Source organism: Geobacillus zalihae, from assembly GCF_030414215.1.
GTDB classification, from domain to species: Bacteria; Bacillota; Bacilli; order Bacillales; family Anoxybacillaceae; genus Geobacillus; species Geobacillus zalihae.
The window spans coordinates 2,339,426-2,354,595 of record NZ_CP129217.1; the positions used below are offsets into that span (position 1 = coordinate 2,339,426).

Below are 15,170 nucleotides of genomic sequence, written 5' to 3' on the forward strand. Positions count from 1 at the left end.
CACTATTATGAAGAAATGATAATGGTTATTATATAATATTCATTATGATTAAACTCATTGTCCATTGAACCGCCTGTTTCATCAATGCCGGCGAAAGATATGCCTCGACCGCTGAGGAAAGAAGCAACCCAAGGGCGACAGCCGCCATCGCCGCTGCGTAGCGCATCACCATCGGAAACATCGATCCATGCGGCCGCTTCATAAACTGGTTGCGCACCATGTGCAAGGAAAACGAAATCGAAATGACGCCCATGACGATCATGAGTGGAATGGCCACCAAATTTTGCGGCATGATGGACACAAACGACAAAAGAAACCCGCGCCAACCCATTTGGTTGACTAAAAAGCCAACCGTAAAGCCGACGACGACGCCTTTGAAAAACAGCAAAACAAGAATGATCGGCAAGCCAATGACAGAAATGCCAAGCACCCACATCAGCGCGGTATATTTGACGTTGTGCATATAGCTTTGCCGGAACATATCATGGGCGCTTGCGATATTGTCTTTTGACACTTGTCCAAAAAATTGCGTCAAGTAATAGTACAAGTCTTGCTTTTGACTGAAACCGAGGCTGTTGACGACAATGGCGCCGAAAATGACGCCCATGAGAAACAGGACGATGACAAACACATACAGCGAAGCATGTTCACGCCAATGGACAGCGATAGCCGATTTCAGCGGATGGGTTCTCATTGTGCTTCGTCCTCCTACTTTGTCTCTTAGTAGATTGTATGTCCATCCGCTTTCGGTATGACTGTTTTTCTAAAAGGCTGGTGATGGAATGAAAAAGCAGCTCAACACCGACGTGTGACCAACTTCACGGGCGGCACGCCGCCTCGGTCCATTGGCGCATGGCTGGGCTGGGCCAAGCAGCACGCACGGCATGATGATGAACGGCAGGAGCGCTGCCCGAGTGGTTACCCCTCCCGCACTTTCCCGTATCTCCCACCGCCCCCGGCCTCGATATGGAGCGCACCGCTGCGGGCAAGGACGATCAGTTGGGCCAACTTTTCTCCCACCGTCTCCGCGATCTCTTCCTCCGCCGCCTCATGAAGAACGCTCATTTCCGTGCCAAAACGGGCGAGCAGCTTTTCATACGCTTTTGGACCAAGGCCGGGGATGAATTCAAGCGGCACTTGATAAATGTACGGCGGCCGTTTCGGCCTGCGTTCCGCCGTTTTCAGCTCCGCCAGCCGGTCAAACACGCCTTTCACGAAGCGATGATGGCCGCATGCCGCACAGCTGTCGACGTCCGGTGCAGCCGGCGCAAGGCAGCGCTCGCACACTGTCTGGTGATATTTTCCGAGTTTGGGATTTAAACCGTAGTTGGCGACAATCGCGCGCCCGTCTTCACCGCGCAGCGCTTTTTCAAATTCGGCAAACGTCGGGGCGGCGAGCCGCACTTCTTCATATTCACGGGCGATTTTCCGCAGCGAATGGGCATCGGAATTCGTCAAGTACGGGTAGCGATGCAATTCGGCGATCTGGTCCGCCATCGCCGTGTCGGCGCTTAACCCAAGTTCAATGGCATCAATCCAATCCGGGTCAAACACTTCTGTCAGGCTGTGCTTGACCCCTTTTCCGTACAAGCTTTTAAACGGGGTGAACGCGTGCGCGGGAATGAACCAGCCGCCCTGCTCTTTCGCGGCAGCTTGCAGTTCACGGCCGGACACGTAAATGCGCTGTGAACTGAGCGACACGTTCTTTACCCGTTTGCCAAGCCAGCCGGAAAACGTGCGCATCGTCTGCACAGTCGGCAAAAAAACGAGCACGTGGATCGGTCCATGGCAATGGTCGTCATATACTTCGATTTCACTGCCTAACAAAAGCGTCACCTTCCCGGCGCTGACGCCGCCCCCCTCATGTTCGCGCCAACCGTGCTTCTCCACTGCCCGCTCGAGCTCGTCCAGCACTTCGGGCACATGGCTGTCAATGACACCGACGAGGTCGATCCCTTTCACCTCAGCCGCCTCATGCAAGATGTTCTCAAGCGTCAACGTGCGCGCCCCCGTAATTTTCACCGGGCGGCCCGAGGCGGTGCGGCCGATGTGAATATGTAAATCAGCGTAATAACGGCCGAGGCCGCGCTCGTTTTTTTTATTCGGCATTTTGCTCCCCTAGCGCGCGGCGCAGCTGCAAATATTGCAAGGCGTATGCCGTTTTCGCGTCGTAAATGTCACGTTGTTGAAGCATCTCAAGCGCCTCCTCCAATGTCACTTCCAACAGCTCGACAAACTCATCTTCATCCAAACCGGCGCCGTCCTCCGCTTTTTCCAGCCCCTCGGCGACATACAAATGGATGAGTTCATCGGCAAACCCTGGGGATGTATAAAAGGACATGAGATGGCGCATCGATTGGGCGCGGCAGCCGGTTTCTTCTTCGAGCTCGCGGTGTGCGGAAGCGAGCGGCTCTTCCCCATGTTCTAGCTTGCCCGCCGGAATCTCGACTAATGCGCGCTCCAACGCTTTTCGGTACTGGCGGACAAGAACGATTTTCCCGTCCGGCAACAGCGGCAGCACCGCCACCGCCCCCGGATGTTTGATCACCTCGCGCCGGCTCGTTTTCCCATTTGGCAACTCGACTTCCTCGATATACAAGTCAATGATGCGGCCGCTGAACAGCTTCTCTCTGCGGATTGTTTTTTCATACAGCTCCATGTTCATTCTCCCCTATCAAATTGGATCGATTCTTTTCCATTGTACTACATGTTTGGCCATTTTTTCGCTTCCGTTGTACAATGAACATATCATTATCGATCGCGAAAGGGGGCGCAAAACATGAACAAACGCCGCATCGGCACATCAGACTTATACGTCAGCGAAATTGGACTCGGCTGCATGTCGCTCGGCACTGATGAAAACCATGCCATCTATCTCATCCATGAAGCATTGGAGCGCGGCATCAACTACTTGGATACAGCCGATTTATACGACCGCGGCTTAAACGAGGAATTTGTCGGCAAAGCGGTGAAAGGAAAACGCGACCAAGTCATCATCGCGACAAAAGTCGGCAACCGTTGGCGCCGAGACGGAAGCGGCTGGGACTGGGATCCGTCAAAAGCCTATATCAAACAAGCGGTCAAAGAGAGCCTGCGCCGCCTGCAAACGGACTACATTGACTTATACCAGCTCCACGGCGGCACGATCGACGACCCGATCGATGAGACGATTGAAGCGTTCGAAGAGCTGAAGCAAGAAGGCGTCATCCGTTGGTACGGCATCTCCTCGATCCGCCCAAACGTCATTCGCGAATATGTGAAGCGCTCGAACATCGTCAGCGTCATGATGCAATACAGCTTGCTTGACCGTCGGCCGGAAGAATGGTTCCCGCTTCTTCGCGAACACAACATCAGCGTGATCGCCCGCGGTCCGGTCGCTAGAGGCTTGCTCACGAGCCGCCCGCTTGAGCAGGCGGGCAGCGCGGTGAAACAACACGGCTACCTCGATTATTCGTATGAAGAACTGCAGGCGCTCATCCCGAAGCTGAAGGAAAAAACGGCCGGACGCCGGTCCTTGACCGCGACCGCGCTGCAATTTTGCTTGTATGACCCGGTCGTTGCCGCCGTCATCCCGGGCGCCAGCCGCCTTGAACAGCTTGAGGAAAACGTCGCCGCTGCGTCAGCCCCGCCGCTTGACCGCACTGAATACGAATGGCTGAAACAAGCGACGAAACGCTCGGTGTACGACGTGCATCGATAAAAACCAAAGGAGCGGAAAGAAAGCCGACATGCCTTGCTGAAAAATAGATCGAGCCAAAAAATGCAAACAAATCGAGAGCCCGGCGGCCGTTGACGGCCGCATACGGGCTCTCGTTCGGTACGTGCGGCCGCTCATTTGCGACGAGCGGGCCGCTTTATTTCTTTTCATCTACGTATCGGTCCCTCGCCGCCCCTAAGCCAACGGCCATCATGGCGATGCAGACGGCAACAAGCAGACCAAGCGGCGCATTGAAGCGGCCGGACGCATCATACAGCACCCCGAACAACGGCGGACCGGAAGCCGCCAGCAAGTAGCCGACCGATTGCGCCATGGCGGACAATTGGGCGGCGGCGAGCGGATGGCGCGTCCGCAGCGTAAACAGCATCATCGCCAGCGAAAACGCCATGCCAGCGCCGATGCCGGCAACAAGCGCCCCCGCCCACAGCCACCACCCTTGCCCGCCGAAAAAGACAAGCGTCCCAGCTCCCATGCAAAGCACAGCTGAACCAATCAGCACCTTTTGATTGTCCATCCGCTCCGCGAGCATCGGAGAGACGAACATCATCGGCAGCTGGGCAAACTGAAAGAAAAAGAGCAGCCATCCGGCCGCCCCGGCGGCCAACCCCTTGCTTTGTCCAAGCTCCGGAAGCCAAGTGACGACGCAGTAAAAGAAAAACGATTGCAATCCCATAAACAACGTCACTTGCCAGGCGAGCCATGACCGCCAAAGCGTTGAGCGGCGGCTTCCGGACGGCGCGCCGTCCGGCTCCTGGCGGCGCGCTTGCGGCAGCCAAACGAAAAGCGCCAAAGCCGCCAACAATGCCCAAAAGCGAAGCGCCCCTTGCCAGCCAAGCCCCCAGTCATCCGCAAGCGGAACGGCGATCCCGGAAGCGAACGCCGCGCTCATGTTCATCGTCACTGTATAAATGCCCATCATGAAACCAACCCGTTCGGGAAACGACTCTTTCACCAGCGCCGGCAGCAAGACGTTGTCCACCGCAATGGCTGCACCGATCAGCACCGTGCCGGCAAACAGCCAGCCAACGCCGGAGAGCGGCCGGAGAAGCTCGCCAACGAGCAAAACGATCAACGAAAAAAAGAGCGTCCGCTTCATCCCGAACCGGCGGGCGAGAGCCGCTGCCGCCGGCGCCAGCAAGGCGAACGCCATAAGCGGAATTGTCGTCAACGCCCCGGCGGCCGCGTAGGAAAGGCCAAGCCCCCGCTGCAAATCAGGCACGAGCGGGCCGACCGTCGTAAGCGGCGCGCGCAAATTGACGGCCAACGCGACGACCGCTCCGGCCGTCCAGAATGGAAAAGAAGAGGGGCGCGCCGCTGCCGCATTCGATTTCATCGTCCATCCCCTCCGCTACTTAAATTTCCGCCAGTCTAGCTCGCTTTCCTCAAGCAGCTCGGCAAACGATTTCTGTTCCTCGCGGCGGCGCGCTTCCTCGCGGCGCCGCGCTTCCTCTGCCGCCCGACGCCGCTGTTCTTCCTCGGCAAGCACCCGCTTTTTCTCAAGCAGCTTCGCTTCCACCGCGGCGCCAAGCCGGTCGGCGATCGTCAAAGCCTCCGTCCCTTGCTCTTTTTTTCGCCCGATCTTCTTCATCATGTCCGCCCCCTTGCATAACAATCGTTCATTTGTCAAACGATACAACTACACGACAAAGAAAAGGAGAGATGATGGATGGCGAAAAACCGCGCCCAAAAAGGAAAACCGTCCGCTGATACGGTCAAGCCGGTGATCGCAAAAGAAGAGCTGGAAAAAGCAACCCACCCGACCAAGCGGCAAAACAGTCCTCAATGACATAGAAATGGCATATGCGGATTTTTATAGAAAGGGGCGCCCTGCAGCCCAAACCGGCTTTCAGGGCATCCCCTTTACAACACTTCGGTGATGTGCGGCATATGCTCGCCAAGCCAAGCAATGGCCGACTCAAGCGTCGGAAACTCTTTCGTTTCAAACGTCATTTCGTTTTGCAGCAGCCAGACGTCTTTCGCCTCATGATACGGGCCGGCGACCGACCAATGAAGCAAGCTGTACGGATCGTTTTCATGGGTGAACGACACCCATGTTTTTTGCTTCGCCGTCTTTGCGAGCTGCTCTAACTTACCGTTCATCGCCGGATTTCACCTCAACAAGCGGCATATGACCATTCAACATTTGCCCTGGGCTTTTGAGCTGAAAAACGGTCGTTCCCGGCTTGACGTCAATCGTCATCGCTTCATCAAAAAAGATGAGCCGCGACCGTTCCACGAGCACCGGCACGAAATTCGTTTCGACGGCCCAATCATCGTCATCGGCCTTGTCGACAAGCCATAGCGCCGGCACGCCGTCGACCAAACAGCCGCAGCCGTCCGTGTCAAACGCCAGCTTTAACTGCCGTTCGGATTGCGCTACAATAGAGGCAAGCGCCCGTTTGGCTGCATCCGTAAACGTGATCGATACACTCATGCCTGACTCCCTCTAGAAATGTTGATCTATCAAGGCTTTTCGGCCTCTCAGGGGTGTCCAAAAAATATTTTTCGACAAAATCCCTTACATCCTTTTTCAGTTTTGTGGATATCTTACAGACCTAGGGTGCGCTTCGCGGCCACGGCTGGTTATATTTTCCTGCCGCGGGGGAAGCATATTCGATGCACCCTTTGGATCTCCGCGTCGCTGATGAGGACGAACCCTCCCATGTCTCCGGGCGTCTTCGCGCCAACATTCCCTCGTTCGGTCTCGTCATCAGGCGGAGGCCGGCCAAGCTCCTTTAGGGACTCAAGGTCGAATGGATGAAATCACGCCAGCTTCTCCGGTGTCATCTCGTTGTCCAACGATTCTTCCGTTCGCAGGGGGGAGGCCTTAGGCCGCCCGTTGCACTTGGGACAAGACGTCCTGTTTCATTCGCTCCGCGTCAAACGCTTGTTTCTTCGTACAAATCGCAAACAGCACATTCAACAGCTTCCGGCACAAGGCGACGATGGACTGCTTTCCGGTCAGCGGATTGACGGATCGGGTCGTATAATACTCATGCAGCTCGCGAAACGCCTCGTTATGCCGAATCAGCGGAATCATCGCCCGAAACAGCACCGAGCGCAACCGTTTCCGTCCCCGTTTGGAGATGTGCTTTTGCCCTTTGCGCTGGCCGGAGGAGTTCTCCTTGAGCGTCAGGCCCGCCAACTTCACCAATTGGCGCGGGTCCCGATAATGGGCGAAGCTGCCGATCTCCGCCAGCAGATCGATGATCGTGGCGTCTCCCAACCCGTCGACCGTTTTCAACCATTGGTACTCCATCGTCGTTTGAACCAATGCCTTCAACTCGGCGTCCAGTGCAGCGATCTCCGCCTCCAATTGGCGGTATCGGCGGACGAGCGCGGCGATCTCAAACCGGGCCATCGCTGTCCCTTCCGTCACCCCAATCGAGTCCTTCGCGGTGTTGATCAACGCCTGAATTTTGGCCTTCTGCGGGCATTTCATCCCTTCGCTTTGCCGGTACACCTCAAGAAGCTCCTCCACCGTCCGGCCGGCCATATCAGCCGGAAGCGGCGTCCACTCCAACACCGAAAGCGCCGTTTTCCCCAAGTCACGAAACACGGTCCAAAACTCTGGAAAATACCGATCCGTCCAGCGGACGATCGCGTTTTTCACCGCCGTCTGTTCCTTGCGGAGCTTCTCTTTGAGCGTGCTCCCCACGCGCAAATCGGCTTCAATCTCGTGCAGCAGCCGGGGAACGAGGAATCGTCCGTCTTTTGCCAGTCTGGCAATGACCAGGGCGTCTTTGGCGTCGTGTTTCGTCGGCAGGTTGTCATCAAGTTCTTTCGACCGACACACATGCGCCGGGTTGACCATGACCAACGGGATCCCGTGCTCCTCGAGGAAGTAGGCCAGGTTCAACCAGTAGTGCCCGGTCGGCTCCACGGCGACGATCACCTCTGACTTCCCGAACGCTTGCATCGCCTCCTGAATCGCTTTATACAGCTGTTGAAACCCCTCTTTCGACTGGAAGATCGGGAACGATTTGCGAAGCACGCGCCCCCGGTCATCCACGAAGCAGGCGTAGTGGGTTCGTTTCGCGATATCAATACCCACGACAAGCGTTTGTTCGGTTACTTGATCAATTTTATAGTTTTGTGTACAATTCATCTGAAGTCCTCCTTGGTATGGTGAGTGATGTGGTTGACACCCCTGTATCATACCAAGAGGGCTTTTTTTGATCAAGTCCCCGGAAAAGCTCCTAACGGGAATGCTCCTTTTTCCTTATTGATTTTCCTTTTCATTTTACCTGCCAACACGCGAAACTGTCAAAGCAAAGGAGGAACAAGCGATGGCAAACGTGCAAATCAAAGTGAATGACAACGGTTCGCTGCGCGTCACCGGCGATGTGGAACTGCTCGATGGAGAAGGAAAGCCGTTTGTGACGAAACAAACGTTTTCGCTCTGTCGGTGCGGGCTGTCGAACAATAAACCGTTTTGTGACGGTTCACATAAAGGCCGATTCCAATCGGTCGTCCGCGCCCCGTCGCCGGAATCGAGCGAATCGTAACGAACGGCCGTTTCTTCCCAGCCAACAGGCAAGGACGTCTTTGCACAAGTTTCATAACGGACGGTGAAATCGATGAATGAACGTTGGCTGCAAAAACAAGCGCGCAACTGTCTGCGGCATTACGGCTGCGATGATGACATGATGCCGCTTGACGAAGACGACTGGCGCGAGCTTTGCGCCCGCATTGCCGCCGCCAAAGAGAGGCAGCCAAACGCGGACATCTATGAACTTGTCCATGACGCCGTCTACCGGTTCATCGCCGGTTCTTGACCCGACTTGTGTCAAATGCCCCTAATGAGAAAGAAAAGCGGCGCTGCGATTGTAAAAGGGTGTCCCACAGGCTCGGGACACCCTCTCGTATTCCATAGACGCAAAACGATCAAACAACATGACCGTTTTCGACCAGCTTCTTTGACTTACTTTTGGAAAAACGCCCGTTTCGCCACCTTTTCCACCAAACCCGGCGCAAGGCGATACAGCCGGCTGCCAAGATCCATCCAGCGCGGCATGTTCACTTCGCGCGTTGGCGTCATCATCGCGGCAACAACGCGCTTCGCCACCGCCTCCGGGCGCAGCATCCAACGCGACACGTTGCGCACATACTCGCCCGATTCATCAGCGGTTGAAAAAAAGTTCGTCTCCACCGGCCCCGGATTGACGGTCGTGACAAAAATGCCAAAGCGCCCCGCCTCGAGGCGAAGGCTGTCAGTAAAGCCGATGACGGCATGTTTCGTCGCGGAATAGACGCTCGACTTCGGTGTCGCGATTTTGCCGGCTTGCGACGCAATGTTGATAATATGGCCGCTTCCTCTCTCTTTCATATGAGAATACACCGCCTTCGTGCAGGCGATGAGGCCGAAGACATTGACGGCAAACATCCTCTCCATTTCATCCAAGTCGATGTCCTCGACATAGCGAAAGACGCCAAACCCGGCGTTGTTGACCAACACATCGATCGCGCCAAGGTCCGCAATGAGCTGGGAAACGACCGCCTCGATCATGCCGCGGTCGCTGACATCAAGCGATGCATACGGGGCGCGAATGCCGGTTTGCGCTTCAATGCGCGCGCTGATTGCTTTCAACTTTTCTTCACTGCGCGCCAAGAGCACCGGCACTGCCCCTTGGCGCGCCGCTTCATAGGCGATTTGCTCGCCAATTCCTCCCGACGCTCCGGTAATGACGACATGGCGCCCCTTCAGCCGCACACCGACACCCCCGCCGCTTCGTAAACGTATCGGCCGGCTTCCTGTTTTTTCGTCACATACCCGTTCGCCTCGAGATAATCAAGCTGGCCGATTGTCTCCGACATCGTCAGCATGAGCTGGCGTTCGTAAGCCGTTGGGAACAGCTTTTGACAAACGTCAAACACCGTATGCGGGCGTTCTTTCACCATTTCGAGCACCCGCTCGGCGCGCTGGCGCTGCTTATCGAGCCGCTCGCGAACGAGCGCCGGAATATCGGTCGCATCGTCGCCATGGCCGTTTAGCGAGCGAACGATATCGTATTGCAGCATTTTTTGCAGCGACTCGTTGTACTGCAACAACGGTTTCGGCCGTCCCGTCTCCCCTTCCGCCGGCGGCTCCATCATTGGATTCGGGGAAATATGAACAAGCAAATGATCGCCGCCGATCAGCAACCCATCCGCCTCGCGGTAGAGGGCGATATGGCTTTGCGCATGCCCCGGCGTTTCGATGACCTGCCACCCGGGCATCCCCGGCACCGCGTCCCCTTCCGTCACCATGATGTCAAGCCCGCGCCGGCTTGCGTATCGAAGCGATCCGCCTTCTTTGGACAGCTGACTGAACAAACGGCGGTCGACGCCGCATTCCGTAAAAAATTCCTGAAAAAATTGGACGTACCGCTCCATAAACGAACGTTCACGGCGCAAAAACGGATCCGCTTTCGGATGGCCGATGATCGGCGCATGCGGAAAATAATCAAGCAAGCCGACATGATCCGGATGATGGTGAGTAATGACGATTTGTTCAATATCCTCTGGCGCATAACCGACCTCGCCAAGCTGCTTCACAAACAGCTGCCATGCCTGCTCTGTTTTCACTCCGGCATCGACCAGTGTCAACCGATCGCCGGCGATCACGTACATATGCACATCGCCGACCGGAAACGGCGTCGGCACCGTGATCCGATACACTCGTTCTTCGTTCATTGCGTTCCCTTCTTTCCCAAAGTTCATGAACCATCCCGTTCGAACCGTTTCATTAGGCAAAATGAATAATGATTCATTATATTTTACCCGTGGTGCTAGATAAACTTGATCAAGCATAAAAATAGCCCTTGCTGGCGGATCTCCAGTAGAATGAAAGTGTCACCCAACATTCGAAAGGAGAGATCCCCCATGCAAGAGCACTTTCATTTTACTACAGATCCAGCCAAACTTCAAAAACAATATGCCGCTATTTTCTGTTTTGTTTCTGCCCAACTGTCGTTGATTCAAATGTATCTTCATCGCCGCAACCGTCACTTGGTCAAGCAAGAAGACGAAGTGGTCATGGCGGTTCACCTTTTGGGGAAGCTGCTGGGCTTTTCTTCCGAACGAGCCTGGCATCGTTTTGTCACGGGAAATTTGTTCACAAACGGCTCGTTTCTTGAACGCTCCCGATACAACCGCCGCTGCCGGGCGCTTGGTTTCGCCATCAAATGGATCCGTCATGAGCTGGCGAAACGTGGCCAACACCATGCTTATGCGGTCGTCGACAGCTTGCCTCTTCCGTTGTGCCATCCCGCAAGAATGCAGCGCGTCAAGCGGTTTCGAGGGATCGCGGATATGGGGTATTGTGCTTCCAAAAAGCAATGGTACTACGGTTTCAAGCTGCATCTTCAAGTGACCAATCAAGGGCTGGCCATGGGCTATGTCGTGACGGAAGCGTCCTGCCACGACGTCAAAGCCGCTGAAACGGTGATGACTCAAATCCCTCATCCCTACAACTTTGGGGACAAAGGGTACATCAGCCACGCTCTTCGAGAAAAGCTGTACGAAGAACACCAAGCCGCGTTCTGGACACCGTCTCGACACAATCAAAAGCACGGCCCATCCAAGGCATGGGAAGAATGGATCAGGAAAAAACGCAAAGTCATCGAGACGGTGTTTTCGATTCTCGTAGACCAATACCGGATCACCGACATTCGAGCGAATTCCATGGCCGGGTTTGAAGTGGCACTCGATGGCATCTTGTTGGCTTATTCCTTGGTCACACTAGGGCTGGTTGAGCGCTGACACTCAACTAGCACCACGGGTTATATTTTATTTTACAGTTTACACTGATTTCATCCATTTGTCATGCCTTTTTCTTCCGCACGACGAAATTGCAAAAAAATTCGTTCTCCTCTCTTGACAACCGTGCTCGTCCCGCGGCATAATGACAAATAAATTATGATACGGCAAAACAGGCGATGAACAGGGCCAGTAAACCGCAAACGGCACCAGAGAGCGAAGCCCGCGGCTGGAAGGCTTTGCGGCCCTCTTTGCGGTTGAACCTACCCTAGGAGCTGTTAGGCCAACCTAAACGCCTCCCCGGCGTTATCGGGGCAGAGTTGGGCCTGTTTGGCGCTTGGGCCAAATCGGGCCAAAAAAGGTGGTACCGCGGAAACGAAGGTTTTCCGTCCTTTTGCAGGACGGGAAACCTTTTTCTTTTGGATGGATACATCAAGGCAAGGAGGAGTGGAATGATGAACAACGAACGAACGATCGCGCTCATCGGCGCCGGCTCGATGGCGGAAGCGCTCATCGCCGGCATGACGAAAGCGTTTTGCCATCCGGCGCACATTGTCGTCGCCAACCGACGAAACCGCCCCCGTCTTGAGGAACTGGCGCGTCAATACGGTGTTGGCACGGCGGATTGCGCGCAAGAAGCCGTCAAACAAGCGGATATCATCATTTTGGCAATGAAACCGAAAGACGTCGCCGAAGCCATGAACGCCATCGCACCATCCATCCGGTCCGATCATCTTATTCTTTCGCTGTTGGCCGGCGTGACAACGGAAACGATCGAACGGCTCGCCGGGCGCAACATCCCTGTCGTGCGCGCCATGCCAAACACATCCGCCGCCGTCGGTTTGTCGGCGACCGCCATCGCCGGCGGCCGCTTCGCCGCGAAAGAACATCTTGAGATCGCCAAACAGCTGTTTGAAACGGTCGGCATCGTCGCTGTTGTGCCGGAGCGCGACTTGCATGCGGTCACCGGCCTGTCCGGGAGCGGTCCGGCGTATGTGTATTACTTGGTCGAAGCGATGGAAAAAGCGGCGGCCGACATCGGCCTTGAGCGAGATGTCGCCAAACGGCTCATTTTGCAAACGATCATCGGCGCAGCCGAGATGCTAAAAGCGTCCGACAAACATCCATCCGTCTTGCGCCGCGAAGTGACAAGTCCAGGCGGCACGACCGAAGCCGGCATTGGCGTGCTTGAGCAATACCGGTTCCAAGAAGCGGTCATCGCCTGCATCCGAAGGGCGACGGCCCGCTCCGAAGAGCTCGGCAGCGCGCTTCTCGCTGCCATCATGGAAGCGTAAAGAACGGACCTCCGGAGCGCGCCGCCCCCGCACGGCGGATGGGCGGGGAAGTTTCGGCAAAACCGGGCGCAATGAACAAGGAAACAAACGAACCTTTTCATCCGGTTATGGAAGATTTTTTTGGTTTCGCATAACGGAAACTCGAATTTCGCACATGACACAACCGCATAAGCCCATCTTTACCCAAAACAGACCATGTTAACAGGGCCGCAGCTTTTCCACCGTCCGGCTCAGGCAAAACAGTCCGTTTCACTTTGTTTTTGACAGGCAGCGTGCTATCATCAGTCATGAACCACTCATTGGCTTAGAAAGGAGCCGCTTGTCATGAACACGGTATTGTTTTCGCCGTATACGATCCGCGGGCTGACGCTGAAAAACCGAATTGTCATGTCGCCGATGTGCATGTATTCGTGCGACACGAAAGACGGCGCCGTACGCACGTGGCACAAAATCCACTACTCGGCTCGCGCCGTCGGCCAAGTCGGCTTGATTATCGTCGAGGCGACCGGCGTGACGCCGCAAGGTCGCATTTCTGAACGCGACTTAGGCATTTGGAGCGATGACCATATCGCCGGGCTTCGCGAACTCGTTGGGCTTGTGAAAGAGCATGGAGCCGCCATCGGCATCCAGCTTGCCCATGCGGGGAGAAAATCGCAAGTGCCGGGAGAGATCATCGCTCCGTCAGCCGTCCCGTTTGATGATTCGTCGCCGACGCCAAAAGAAATGACGAAAGCCGACATCGAAGAAACGGTGCAGGCGTTCCAAAACGGGGCGCGGAGGGCAAAAGAAGCCGGCTTTGACGTGATTGAAATCCATGCCGCCCACGGCTACCTGATTAACGAATTTTTATCGCCGCTCTCCAACCGGCGCCAAGACGAGTACGGCGGCTCTCCGGAAAACCGTTACCGTTTCTTGGGCGACGTGATTGACGCTGTCCGCGAGGTATGGGACGGGCCGCTGTTTGTGCGCATCTCAGCGTCCGACTATCACCCGGAAGGACTGACAGCGAAAGACTATGTTCCATACGCCAAACGGATGAAAGAGCAAGGCGTCGACCTTGTTGACGTCAGTTCCGGCGCTGTTGTTCCGGCGCGCATTGACGTCTATCCGGGCTACCAAGTGCCGTTTGCCGAACTGATCCGCCGCGAAGCGGACGTGCCGACCGGCGCCGTCGGGCTCATTACATCCGGCTGGCAGGCGGAAGAAATTGTGCATAACGGCCGCGCCGACCTCGTCTTTTTGGGGCGCGAGCTGCTGCGCAACCCGTATTGGCCATACGCCGCGGCGAGAGAGCTGGGCGCAAAAATCTCGGCGCCCGTCCAATATGAGCGCGGCTGGCGGTTTTAACCGCGCGGGATCGAAAACGAGGCGAAATCAACGGCGAGCTCGGTGTTCGGAAACACGCTGCGCGCCTCGGCGACGAGCTGCAGCGCCGCCTCACCTTGGTAGCGAGAGCTGATATGGGTCAAAATAAGCCGCTTCGCCCCGGCCCGCCTCGCCACCTCGGCTGCGTCTGTGGTCGTGGAATGGAAATAGTCATGGGCCAGCCGCTGTTCCGCCGCGGCAAACGTCGCCTCGTGGACGACGACATCGGCATCGCGGGCGAGTTCAATCGCCGCTTCGCAAAAACGGGTATCGCCCAACACGGCGACGATTCTCCCCTTTTGCGGCGGCCCGACAAATTCGCGCCCGTCGATGACCGTGCCGTCATCCAGCACGACCGTTTTTCCTTGCTTAATTTCTTGATAAATCGGGCCGGGGCGGACGCCGAGTGCTTGCAATCGCTCGACCAAGAGCGGGCCGGGCAAATCTTTTTCAACGACGCGGAAACCGTATGACGGCATGCCGTGATCGAGCCGTTTGGCGATGACGGAAAACCGTTCATCGTCAAAAATGACGCCCTCATCGATCTCCACAATGTTCAGTTCATAGCGGAGCTTTGTCCCGCTGACGGCAAGGGCCGTTTCGACAAACACGCGAATGCCTTTTGGGCCGAAGACCGTAAGCGGCGTTTCGCCGCTTTGAAACGAACGGCTGCCAAGCAGCCCAGGCAGGCCGAATAGATGATCGCCATGCAAGTGCGTAATAAAAATATGCTCAATGCGGCGCGGGCGAATGGCGGTATGCAAAATTTGATGCTGCGTCGCTTCGCCGCAGTCAAACAGCCATGTCGCCCCCCGCTCGTCAAGCAGCTGCAGGGCGACGGACGATACGTTGCGCTCTTTGGCCGGCACGCCGGCACCCGTGCCTAAAAACAACAGTTCCAACGCGCTTCACTCCTTTTTCTCGCTCAACATTGCCTGTTGTTAGCGTACCAATGTCAAAACGGCTTTTCAACTTTCTTTTGCGCTCAAAAACGCCGGGTTGGCGCCCGGCTCTTTCATGAACATAAACGCTTTCCCGCCGGAAAGCAACAA

Annotated in this window: 17 protein-coding genes; 6 read left to right on the forward strand and 11 right to left on the reverse strand. The window is 55.9% G+C overall.

Translation table 11 applies throughout. The features are described from left to right. Positions 1–28: 28 nt before the first annotated feature. The 3 genes from spoIIM to QWV57_RS11805 all read right to left on the reverse strand — a co-directional run bounded on the left by spoIIM (position 29) and on the right by QWV57_RS11805 (position 2,659). A complete protein-coding gene (spoIIM, locus tag QWV57_RS11795; protein WP_013144830.1) occupies positions 29–694 on the reverse strand; it encodes a stage II sporulation protein M in 666 nt (221 codons plus the stop codon). A 224-nt stretch (positions 695–918) separates the two neighbouring features. Further along, entirely contained in the window at positions 919–2,109 is a 1,191-nt protein-coding gene (locus QWV57_RS11800; protein WP_060787661.1) for a TIGR00375 family protein, read from the reverse strand. Beyond that, positions 2,099–2,659, reverse strand: coding sequence for an NUDIX domain-containing protein (locus QWV57_RS11805; protein WP_301099923.1), 561 nt, complete (start codon positions 2,657–2,659; stop codon positions 2,099–2,101). Before QWV57_RS11805 ends, QWV57_RS11800 begins: the two co-directional genes overlap by 11 nt. A 120-nt stretch (positions 2,660–2,779) precedes the next feature. Here QWV57_RS11805 and QWV57_RS11810 point away from each other — a divergent pair, with 120 nt between their 5' ends. Then, positions 2,780–3,700 carry an aldo/keto reductase gene (locus QWV57_RS11810; protein WP_020755271.1) on the forward strand — a complete coding sequence of 307 codons (921 nt, stop codon included), beginning with the start codon at positions 2,780–2,782 and terminating at the stop codon, positions 3,698–3,700. A 154-nt stretch (positions 3,701–3,854) separates the two neighbouring features. Here QWV57_RS11810 and QWV57_RS11815 read toward each other — a convergent pair whose 3' ends face one another. The 5 genes from QWV57_RS11815 to QWV57_RS11835 all read right to left on the reverse strand — a co-directional run bounded on the left by QWV57_RS11815 (position 3,855) and on the right by QWV57_RS11835 (position 7,826). Next, complete coding sequence (locus QWV57_RS11815; RefSeq protein ID WP_020755272.1) at positions 3,855–5,051, reverse strand: CynX/NimT family MFS transporter; 1,197 nt, start codon at positions 5,049–5,051, stop codon at positions 3,855–3,857. A 15-nt stretch (positions 5,052–5,066) separates the two neighbouring features. After that, positions 5,067–5,309 (reverse strand): YqkE family protein, encoded by a 243-nt coding sequence (locus QWV57_RS11820; protein WP_015375324.1) that lies wholly within the window; start codon positions 5,307–5,309, stop codon positions 5,067–5,069. A gap of 269 nt (positions 5,310–5,578) precedes the next feature. Then, on the reverse strand, positions 5,579–5,818 hold the full coding sequence (locus QWV57_RS11825) for a YqkC family protein (protein ID WP_015375326.1): 240 nt from the start codon (positions 5,816–5,818) through the stop codon (positions 5,579–5,581). Further along, entirely contained in the window at positions 5,808–6,152 is a 345-nt protein-coding gene (locus QWV57_RS11830) for an iron-sulfur cluster biosynthesis family protein (protein WP_129447082.1), read from the reverse strand. Before QWV57_RS11830 ends, QWV57_RS11825 begins: the two co-directional genes overlap by 11 nt. A gap of 393 nt (positions 6,153–6,545) precedes the next feature. Then, positions 6,546–7,826, reverse strand: coding sequence for an IS110 family RNA-guided transposase (locus QWV57_RS11835; protein WP_055358439.1), 1,281 nt, complete (start codon positions 7,824–7,826; stop codon positions 6,546–6,548). Positions 7,827–8,007: 181 nt separating this feature from the next. Between QWV57_RS11835 and QWV57_RS11840 the strand changes: the two genes are divergently transcribed. Beyond that, positions 8,008–8,226, forward strand: coding sequence for a CDGSH iron-sulfur domain-containing protein (locus QWV57_RS11840; protein ID WP_012820666.1), 219 nt, complete (start codon positions 8,008–8,010; stop codon positions 8,224–8,226). A 72-nt stretch (positions 8,227–8,298) separates the two neighbouring features. Continuing rightward, entirely contained in the window at positions 8,299–8,496 is a 198-nt protein-coding gene (locus QWV57_RS11845; RefSeq protein WP_033005755.1) for a YqzH family protein, read from the forward strand. A gap of 146 nt (positions 8,497–8,642) precedes the next feature. Here the strand turns inward: QWV57_RS11845 and QWV57_RS11850 are convergent, their stop codons facing one another. After that, positions 8,643–9,431: an SDR family NAD(P)-dependent oxidoreductase gene (locus QWV57_RS11850; protein ID WP_301099924.1), complete on the reverse strand. Its 789-nt coding sequence runs from the start codon at positions 9,429–9,431 to the stop codon at positions 8,643–8,645. After that, a complete protein-coding gene (locus tag QWV57_RS11855) occupies positions 9,422–10,393 on the reverse strand; it encodes an MBL fold metallo-hydrolase (protein ID WP_301099925.1) in 972 nt (323 codons plus the stop codon). The genes QWV57_RS11850 and QWV57_RS11855 overlap by 10 nt, the downstream gene beginning before the upstream one ends. A gap of 189 nt (positions 10,394–10,582) precedes the next feature. On the opposite strand from QWV57_RS11855, the gene QWV57_RS11860 reads away from it, so the two are divergent. The 3 genes from QWV57_RS11860 to namA all read left to right on the forward strand — a co-directional run bounded on the left by QWV57_RS11860 (position 10,583) and on the right by namA (position 14,100). After that, the gene (locus QWV57_RS11860; RefSeq protein ID WP_004439648.1) at positions 10,583–11,461 is read left to right on the forward strand and encodes an IS982-like element ISGsp1 family transposase; all 879 of its coding nucleotides are present in this window, start codon (positions 10,583–10,585) and stop codon (positions 11,459–11,461) included. A 452-nt stretch (positions 11,462–11,913) separates the two neighbouring features. After that, positions 11,914–12,753, forward strand: coding sequence for a pyrroline-5-carboxylate reductase ProI (gene proI, locus QWV57_RS11865; RefSeq protein ID WP_060787746.1), 840 nt, complete (start codon positions 11,914–11,916; stop codon positions 12,751–12,753). Positions 12,754–13,077: 324 nt separating this feature from the next. Continuing rightward, entirely contained in the window at positions 13,078–14,100 is a 1,023-nt protein-coding gene (gene namA, locus QWV57_RS11870; RefSeq protein WP_129447079.1) for an NADPH dehydrogenase NamA, read from the forward strand. On the opposite strand, the gene rnz is transcribed toward namA, so the two are convergent. After that, entirely contained in the window at positions 14,097–15,020 is a 924-nt protein-coding gene (rnz, locus tag QWV57_RS11875) for a ribonuclease Z (RefSeq protein WP_129447078.1), read from the reverse strand. The two genes, namA and rnz, sit on opposite strands and share 4 nt — an antisense overlap. Positions 15,021–15,170 lie beyond the last annotated feature (150 nt).